Source organism: Cupriavidus sp. 05N40, from assembly GCF_056397305.1.
In genome coordinates this window covers 1-6368 of sequence record NZ_JBFTND010000302.1, presented here as the reverse complement: position 1 = coordinate 6368, position 6368 = coordinate 1, and the positions used below count along the sequence as shown (strand labels likewise).

The following is a 6368-nucleotide window of genomic DNA, read 5'->3' as shown; positions in this document are numbered from 1 at the left end:
AGCTGGTGCTGCGCGGCAATGCCGAATCACTGCAGACCTGCGAGCTGCGCCGCAACCTGTCCGCCAGCGGCGAATAGGCCGGCAAGCCGGGAACAGCAGAATCAAGCTGAAACAAGCGGAAATAATCGGAAATAAGCGGACGTTTACATGGCCCGTACCAAGGCACCCGATTTCGAGGCGCAGCGCGAGCAGATCCTGGACCTGGCTGCCGCCGCTTTTGCCGCCAGCAGCTATCCCAGCACCTCAATGGCCGACCTGGCCGCCGCCTGCGGCACCTCCAAGGCGCGCCTCTATCACTACTACGAGAGCAAGGAAGCGATCCTGTTCGACCTGCTCGACCGCTACACGCGCCGGCTGATGCTGATCGTGACCGAGGTCGAGGCGGAGGCCGGACGCCGGGGACGCAGCGAGCAGGAGACCTTCGCCAACCTGATCCGCGCCTTCCTGGCCGAGTACGAAACCTCGCAAACCCGCCATGTCGCCCTGATCAACGACGTCAAGTTCCTGGCCGACGAGCAGCGCGACCAGATCCTCCGGCGCGAGCGCGACGTGGTGGCCGCCTTCTCGCGCCAGCTGCGCCGCGCCTACCCGGAGCGCGTCACCCACGACAACCAGGCCGCCCTCACCATGACGGTGTTCGGCATGATCAACTGGACCTTCACGTGGCTCAAGCCGGGCGGCAAGCTGTCCTACGCGGAGTTCGCCGAGATGGTGATCGACCTGCTGGCTGGCGGCCTGCCGGGCGCGCCCGCGGCCGCCGCCCCTTCGGCGCGCGGCGTAGCGTAGCGTCCGGGCGGCCGCCGCCCCCTCAGGACCAGTCCTCTTCCTCCTTGCGGCGGCGCTGGTCGCGGTCCTGGCGGAACATCTCCTGCAGCTCGTCGCGCGCCTGGCGCGCCAGCGAAACCAGCTTCTTCTGGTCCGTGTAATGCGGGTAGAAGCGATCGATGGCCGCGATATTGTGGCGGCGAAAGCGCAACGCCACCGAGCGCGCCTGGACCGGGTCGTAGCCCAGCCCCTCGAGCACGTGCCGCCCCAGCCGCAGCGATCCCTCGAACAGCTCGCGCTCGAACAGCTCCACGCCGCGGTCCTTGAGCTGGTAGATATGCGATACGTGCCGCGCCCGCGCGTAGATGCGCAGATGCGGGAAGCGCTCGCGCACTTTGTCGATCAGGGCCAGGCTCTCTTCCATGCCGTCGATGGCCACCACCAGGATGCGCGCGCGCTCGGCACCGGCCGACTCGAGCAGGTCCATGCGCGTGGCGTCGCCATAGAACACCTTGAAATCGTACTGCCGCAAGAATTCGATCTGGTCGGGATCGTGGTCCAGCACGGTGACGCCGATGCCTTGCGCATAGAGCAGGCGGCCGATGATCTGGCCGAAGCGGCCGAAGCCGGCAATCAGCACCGGGTTGTCCTGCGGCGCGATCACATCGTCAGGGCGCCGCGCCAGGCGCGCCAGCCGCGGTGCCACCAGGCGGTCGTAAGCCAGCAGCAACAGCGGCGTGACCACCATCGACAGCGCCACCACCAGCACCAGCAGGGCCTCGGTGCGCGCCGGCAGCAAGCCGGCGCCGCCGGCCACGCCGAACACCACGAAGGCGAACTCGCCGCCCTGCGAGATCAGCAAGGCGAACAACAGGCGCTGGCCGTGCGCGATGCCGAAGCGCGGCGCCAGCACGGCCAGCACCACGGTCTTCAACAGCACGAGGCCGGCCACCAGCGCCACCACCGTGCCCGGCGCCTGCATCAGCACGCCGAAGTCGATCGACATGCCCACCGCCATGAAGAACATCCCCAGCAGCAGGCCCTTGAACGGCTCCAGGTCGGCCTCGAGCGCATGCCGGTACTCGGAGTCCGCCAGCAGCACGCCGGCCAGGAAGGTACCCAGCGCCATCGACAGGCCCACGGCGTCCATCATCAGCGCAATGCCCACCACCAGCAGCAGCGCGAAGGCGGTGAACATCTCGCGCATGTCGGTGCGCGCGATGAAACGCAGCGCCGGGCGCACCAGGTAGCGCCCGCCCACGATCACGGCACCGATCACGCCCACCGCCTTGGCGGCGCCCAGCCAGCCCGCCGTGCCGGACGCGCCGGCTGCCCCGGCCTCGGCACCGCCGGCGGCAAGCAGCGGCAGCAGCGCGATCATCGGAATCGCGGCGATGTCCTGGAACAGCAGGATGCCGAAGCTGGCGGCGCCCGCCGGCGTGCCGAACAGGTTGCGCTCGGTCAGCGTGGCCAGCGCGATGGCGGTGGACGACAGCGCCAGCCCGAGCCCGGCCACCAGCGCCACCTGCCACGGCGCCCCCACCAGCGAGGCGACGCCGCCGATCAGCACCGCGCAGGCCGCCATCTGGCCGCCGCCATAGCCGAAGATCACGCGGCGCAGCTCCCACAGCTTCTTTGGCTCCAGCTCCAGCCCGATCACGAACATCATCAGCACCACGCCGAACTCGGAGAAATGCAGGATGGATTCGACATTGGTGACCAGGCGCAACGCCCACGGGCCGATCGCCACGCCGGCCAGCAGGTAGCCCAGCACCGCGCCCAGACCGAAGCGGCGGGCCACCGGCACAGCCACCACCGCGGCGACCAGGAAGACCACCAGCGCCACCAGGAAATCGTGTTGATCCATGGCGCGCTCCTCAGCCGGCCGCGACGCCGGCGGCGCCGCCGAGCACCATCGATACCCGGCCGATATGCTCGGCCAGCACGTCCTCGTCCACCTGGTTGGCGTCATGCAGGACCAGCGGCGTCAGCCAGTTCATGCCGCACAGCACGGCTGTCTGCGCCAGCGGCAGCATGTATTCGCCGATGCTGTGGCCGTGCGTGCCGTCGGGACCGTAGGAATCGGCATGTCCGCCGGTGCTGGCCACCACCAGCAGGGACTTGCCGCGCAGCGCCGTGCCGCCGGGGCCAAAGGCCCAGCCGCTTTCCAGCACATCGTCCATCCACAGCTTGAGCAGCGCCGGCATGCTGTACCACTGCACGGGGAACTGCAGCACCACCGTGCCCGCGCGCGCCAGCGCGCGCTGCTCCTCCACCACGTCGATGTCGTAGTCGGTATAGCGGGTGTAGAGATCGTGCACGGTGACAGCCGGCAACTTTTCCAGGGCCGAGGCCAGCGAGCGGTTGACGCGTGACTGATGCGGCCTGGGGTGGGCGTAGATGACGAGAATCGGTGGCTCGGCCTTGGGGTCCACAAAGAATCCTGAAAAACGTAAGGTGCGCCGCGCGAAACGACGGTCTTGCGATAAAAAAGAGGCCCAAGGCGCACCAGAATGGCACCCCGGGCCTGGCGCCCCGATGTTAAATCAGGGCAGGCCGGCTGGCGGCACTGGCGATGCCTCGATATGCGGCGTTGCAACAAACCCACATTCCAGGGGCTCGCCGGCTTCATGAAGCACAATTCAAGCTATTGATTTTATTGAATAAATCCCGATATTACAAAATGTAGCCAGCTTGGCCGTCCCGCTACCTTACGCGAGACTGACAATTCCACTACAATACTTTTTGCGTTGCAGCAAGATAGTGTTTGCCCTTGGCCAAGGCTTCCAAAGCCAGGCCGCACTCGAAAGTGCATGGACAAACACCTGCTGACTGCTATTTTTATACCTGATTACGTCGCGAGGAAAACAAAGTGAATCCGCTCGAACTGAGCAAGGCCGTCGGGGCCGTATCCGACGAAGATCTCCGCCGCGCAACCGCAGCCGCGCAGGCCTCGCATCGCCCCACCACCCTGGTGCGCGAGCTGGCCGCGCATCACCGCTCGCGTCTGCTCAAGCATTTCCTCGCCCTGGGCGAGGAGGATCGCCTGCTCCGTTTTGGCCAGTCGGTCGGCGACCATGTGATCGAGGCCTATGTCGACAGCATCGACTTCGACCACGACACCGTGTTCGGCGTCTACGACGAGCACCTTGAACTGATCGGCGTGGGCCACTTCGCCAACCTGCGCGACAACACCCAGGGCCGCGTTGCCGAATTCGGCGTGTCCGTGTCGCAGAGCGCGCGCGGCCGCGGCATCGGCAGCTCGCTGTTCGAGCGCGCCGCCATGCATGGCCGCAACAGCAATGTGCGCACGCTGTACATGCACTGCCTGTCGCGCAACGCCGCCATGATGCACATCGCCAAGAAAGCCGGCATGAAGGTGCAGTACGCYTATGGCGAGGCCGACGCCTACCTGGAACTGCCGCCCGCCGACACCGTCAGCCGCCTGACCGAGGCGCTCGACGAGCAGGTGGCCGACCTCGACTACATGGTCCGCCGCAACCTGCGCGATGCGCGCCGCTTCGGCCTGCGCTTCTGGCGCTCGATGCTGCCGCAAAAGCGCACGGCCTGACGGCATTGCGGCCTTGCCAGGATGGCGCGCCCGGCGGCGCGCCATTTTCATTGCCGCCCCGGCCGTCGCCTGCGCCCTTCAGCCCCCCGCCACCGGCAGCGCCGTCGTGTCCTTGATGCACTCCAGCGCGAAGCTCGAGCGCACGTCGATCACCGCCGGGTGGGCCAGCAGGTGGTCCTTCATGAAGCGCGCGAAGTGCTCCATGTCCTCGACGTAGACCTTCAGCAGCAGATCCATTTCCCCGGTCATGGCATGGCAGGCGGCCACCTCCGGCCAGATCGCGATGGCGGCGCGGAACAGGTCCAGCGGCGCCTTGCCCTTGGGCGCGCCACCATGCTTCTCCAGCCGCACGTTGATATAGGCCAGCAGCCCGAGCCCGATCCTGCCCGGCTCCAGCAGCGCCGCGTACTGGCGGATCACGCCAATCTCCTCCAGCCGCCGGATGCGCCGCAGGCAGGGGCTGGGCGACAGGTTCACGCGCTCGGCCACTTCCAGATTGGTCAGTCTCCCGTTGGCCTGCAGCACCTCCAGGATCTTCCTGTCGATCTTGTCCAGCTCCACCTTGCTCACGATATTGTTGCTCCGCAATATGTTTGACGGCAATTTTTTTGCGCAAATTTAGCAAGCTGTGCACAACTACGCAATTTTTTGTGTAGTCCGGACTATAGACGCAGCTTATCAGCCCCCCTCCCTGCCCCGGCCGCCGCCCCCCTGCACGGCCCCGTCGATCTGCGCGATCGCCTTCCGGGTGCACGATGCCGCCCCCGCCCATGGCCGTGCACTGGAACCGGGCGCCTGGGGCTTCGACAACAAGCGCGGCCCGATGGAACTGAACATCCCGGCCATCGAGGCCATCGAGGCCATCAAGGGTATCGGCGATTCGCTGATCTGCCTCGCCGACCGATGGGAAGGCAAGGATGGTGCCAAGGCTGGCGAGGCGGGCAATATCAGCATCTACGACGTGGACTTCGCACCGATCGCCCGCGCCAAAGAAAAAGCGCGACCACGGATGGTCGCGCTTTTTCTTGCCCGCGGCGCTGGTCTGCCGCGGGATCCTGCCAGGCATCGATCAGCCGCCGCGGCCCGAAGGCGCCGCCGGATTGGACGGGTTGCCGCGCTGGCCCCACTGGTCGTGCATCTTCTGCATGCCGGCGCGGATCTCGTCCATGGTCAGCTTGCCGTCGTGGTTGGCGTCGAGCTGGTCGAAGCGCTTGGCCAGGCGGGGAAAGCCGGCCTGGACCTCGGCCTTGGTCAAGGCACCGTCGGCGTTCTTGTCGGCCGCCTTGAAGCGCGCCTCGAAGTCAGCCTGCATGGCTGCGCGGCGCTGCTCCATGCTGGTCTTGTGGAACGCCGCCAGCTCGCTCTTGTCGAGCTTGCCGTCGTGGTTGGTGTCGATCTTGTTGAACAGCGCGTCGGCTTCGGCCTTGGAGATGGTGCCGTCGCCGTCGGTGTCGATCGACTTCATCCACATGCCGTCGCCGTGCCCCATATGGTGATGCATGCCGCCCTGTTGCGCCTGTTGCGCGCCGGGGGCGGGAGCTGCCGGCGCGGGTGCCGCGGTCTGCGCGAAAGCCGTGCCGCCCATCGCCAGGATCACCGCCGAAGCGGCCATGAAATTCCGGATCGAACGCGTCTTGAGATTGCCTTGCATGTCTTTGCTCCTTTTTCGTCTCGGTGGACTGGTAAGGATTAGAACGCACGGCAGGCAGGAAAGTTGGTCTCTCTAATACGTTGTTACGCGGCTCACAGTTAGGGCGCTCCTGCGTAAACCGCTGAAAGTATTGGTAAATATCCGGCCGATGGCGGTTACAAAGAGTCACCGCGGCAAACCCTGCCCTCGGGGCGGCAATCAGTCCTTCGCGGAAATGGGTTCGCCCGGGGCCCCGGTGGGCTGCGCCGGCGCCGGTTGCATGACCGGCTGCGCCTGCGGCGGCACGGCCGCGGGCATTGGCGTCGACAGCGGTGCCGCGGCGCCGGCCGGCAGCGACGGCTGGCCCGCCGCGGCCGGACCGCGCGTGACGATGGCCGGCAC

Annotated in this window: 6 protein-coding genes and 2 pseudogenes; 3 read left to right on the top strand and 5 right to left on the bottom strand. The window is 66.7% G+C overall.

What is annotated here, in order from left to right; genetic code table 11:
* Positions 1–147: 147 nt before the first annotated feature.
* Complete coding sequence (locus tag AC1DO7_RS38480) at positions 148–786, top strand: TetR/AcrR family transcriptional regulator (protein WP_441613029.1); 639 nt, start codon at positions 148–150, stop codon at positions 784–786.
* Positions 787–808: 22 nt separating this feature from the next.
* Here the strand turns inward: AC1DO7_RS38480 and kefC are convergent, their stop codons facing one another.
* Both kefC and kefF read right to left on the bottom strand, forming a co-directional pair.
* Complete coding sequence (kefC, locus tag AC1DO7_RS38475; protein WP_441613028.1) at positions 809–2632, bottom strand: glutathione-regulated potassium-efflux system protein KefC; 1824 nt, start codon at positions 2630–2632, stop codon at positions 809–811.
* 10 nt (positions 2633–2642) lie between these two features.
* The gene (gene kefF / locus AC1DO7_RS38470) at positions 2643–3200 is read right to left on the bottom strand and encodes a glutathione-regulated potassium-efflux system oxidoreductase KefF (protein WP_441613027.1); all 558 of its coding nucleotides are present in this window, start codon (positions 3198–3200) and stop codon (positions 2643–2645) included.
* Positions 3201–3637: 437 nt separating this feature from the next.
* Here kefF and AC1DO7_RS38465 point away from each other — a divergent pair, with 437 nt between their 5' ends.
* Complete coding sequence (locus AC1DO7_RS38465) at positions 3638–4336, top strand: GNAT family N-acetyltransferase (RefSeq protein WP_441613026.1); 699 nt, start codon at positions 3638–3640, stop codon at positions 4334–4336.
* 78 nt (positions 4337–4414) lie between these two features.
* Here AC1DO7_RS38465 and AC1DO7_RS38460 read toward each other — a convergent pair whose 3' ends face one another.
* Complete coding sequence (locus AC1DO7_RS38460; RefSeq protein WP_441613025.1) at positions 4415–4906, bottom strand: Lrp/AsnC family transcriptional regulator; 492 nt, start codon at positions 4904–4906, stop codon at positions 4415–4417.
* A gap of 151 nt (positions 4907–5057) precedes the next feature.
* On the opposite strand from AC1DO7_RS38460, the pseudogene AC1DO7_RS38455 reads away from it, so the two are divergent.
* Positions 5058–5324: pseudogene (locus tag AC1DO7_RS38455) on the top strand (VOC family protein); the annotation flags it as partial.
* A gap of 81 nt (positions 5325–5405) precedes the next feature.
* Here AC1DO7_RS38455 and AC1DO7_RS38450 read toward each other — a convergent pair.
* Together AC1DO7_RS38450 and AC1DO7_RS38445 are read right to left on the bottom strand one after the other, a co-directional pair.
* A complete protein-coding gene (locus AC1DO7_RS38450; protein WP_441613024.1) occupies positions 5406–5987 on the bottom strand; it encodes an EF-hand domain-containing protein in 582 nt (193 codons plus the stop codon).
* Positions 5988–6185: 198 nt separating this feature from the next.
* Positions 6186–6368 (bottom strand): annotated as a pseudogene (locus AC1DO7_RS38445) (hypothetical protein); the annotation flags it as partial.

Coding starts and splice junctions, on each gene's coding strand:
- AC1DO7_RS38450 (WP_441613024.1), bottom strand. CDS start 5,987: ATGCAAGGCAATCTCAAGACGCGTTCGATCCGGAATTTCATGGCCGCT.
- kefC (WP_441613028.1), bottom strand. CDS start 2,632: ATGGATCAACACGATTTCCTGGTGGCGCTGGTGGTCTTCCTGGTCGCC.
- AC1DO7_RS38480 (WP_441613029.1), top strand. CDS start 148: ATGGCCCGTACCAAGGCACCCGATTTCGAGGCGCAGCGCGAGCAGATC.